The organism is Legionella tunisiensis (assembly GCF_000308315.1).
Lineage (GTDB): Bacteria > Pseudomonadota > Gammaproteobacteria > Legionellales > Legionellaceae > Tatlockia > Tatlockia tunisiensis.
Genome location: NZ_CALJ01000308.1, coordinates 1 through 1,630, shown reverse-complemented (window position 1 = coordinate 1,630; position 1,630 = coordinate 1). Strand labels below are relative to the sequence as shown.

Below are 1,630 nucleotides of genomic sequence, written 5' to 3'. Positions count from 1 at the left end.
ACAGTCATACCACTCGTGATCATCAACATCACTTGCATTTCTCGTTCAGACAACAAATCAAAAGGAGAGTCTTGTACCGCCTCCAAACTGTTAATTGCCATTTTCTGCGCAATTTCGGCGCTTAAATATTTTTCTCCTTTCGCTACCTTGCGGATTGCTGCAGCCATTTCTTCGGCACCAGATTCCTTTGTCAGATAACCCATAGCACCAAGTTGCAGAACTCTTGTAGGCATTGGCTCAGTACACATAGCAGTGACAGCAATGACTTTTACTTGCGGATTCGATTTCTTGAGCCGTCTAGTTACTTCCCAGCCATCAATTCCCGGCATTTTCATGTCGAGTAAAACCACATCAGGTTTATGAGATTTAACCAACATTAATGCTTGTTCGCCGCTTTCTGCATCAGCAACTACATCCACATCGGGTAAATCCTCTAATAATCGTCGAATCCCCATCCGCACCAGAGCATGGTCATCAACAATTAGAACTTTAATCAAGCGTTGCTCCTTGACCGTATCGCCAATGAACATGAGATATGCTCCGATATTAACAAGACTGACCAGTCATTACAATTAGAACTGATTTTAATCATTCCTTTGTACCATCAATTCTTAAATTATCTTCTGATATGACCAAAAGCATAACCATCTAAAACCTTTATCGCTATACATTTAGCGCAAACTAAAACGCTACACTCAAGCGTTATTAATTTTTTAACAAGCAAGAATATGAATGTTGGGATTATCTTTATCCACTGGAAAAAGCGGTGGGTATTCACCTAATTCTCTTGCGCGTTGAATAAGCTTATTAATATCAGACTCTACAAATTTATACAAAATTTTGTAATCGTCGATCACAAAATAGACTGGTTGCAACATATCAATGCGATAAGGCATACGAAAAGCAACGACCGGATCAAAGAGCACGCGCATTGCTACATCACTCTCAACACTGTAGGCGGTTTCACTAATTGAAGACAAGATACCACCGCCATAAGCCCGGAGCCCTTGTGGTGTTTTAATCAAACCAAACTCAACCGTAAACCAGAATAGACGTTGTAAAAGAGGCCATTCTTCTTCCGGCAACTCCAAGACCCTGCGGGCATAGTTGCAAACGAAATCAGCATAAACAGGGTGAGTTAACATAGGACAATGCCCGAATATTTCATGAAAAATATCAGGTTCTTGCACATAATCAATTTCTTCTTCACAACGAATGAAAGTTGCTGCTGGAAATTTTCTCTCAGCTAATAATTCAAAGAATTCACGCGCTGAAATCAACGCAGCAACTGGGGCTACTTGCCAACCCGTAAGTGCTTGAAGGCGACGGCTCACATCAGGTAATTGGGGAATTTGTTCAGCAGTCAAACCAAGATTTTGCAAACCTTGTATAAACTCATCACAGGCTCTCCCTGGAATAATTTTCATTTGACGCTCATAAAGAATTTGCCAGATACGGTGCTCTTCAGCGGGATAAGATACCAAACCTTGGGCATCAGGCTGATGAGAAACATAACGGCTAACAAATTCCATAATAACTCCTAACACAATCAAACCTAAGGGCTGTTGACATTTCTACTATCTTAGCGCTTATGCAATCAAGCTAACGAATTGTCAACTGCCCTTAATAA

General features: G+C 40.8%; 2 protein-coding genes. Both read right to left on the bottom strand.

The window, feature by feature from the left end:
* The coding region (gene letA, locus BN58_RS18530) for a two-component system response regulator LetA (RefSeq protein WP_026069607.1) at positions 1-497 on the bottom strand (497 nt) is incomplete at its 3' end.
* A 216-nt stretch (positions 498-713) separates the two neighbouring features.
* Complete coding sequence (gene phhA, locus BN58_RS18525; RefSeq protein WP_019218106.1) at positions 714-1,532, bottom strand: phenylalanine 4-monooxygenase; 819 nt, start codon at positions 1,530-1,532, stop codon at positions 714-716.
* Between the last annotated feature and the right edge of the window lie 98 nt (positions 1,533-1,630).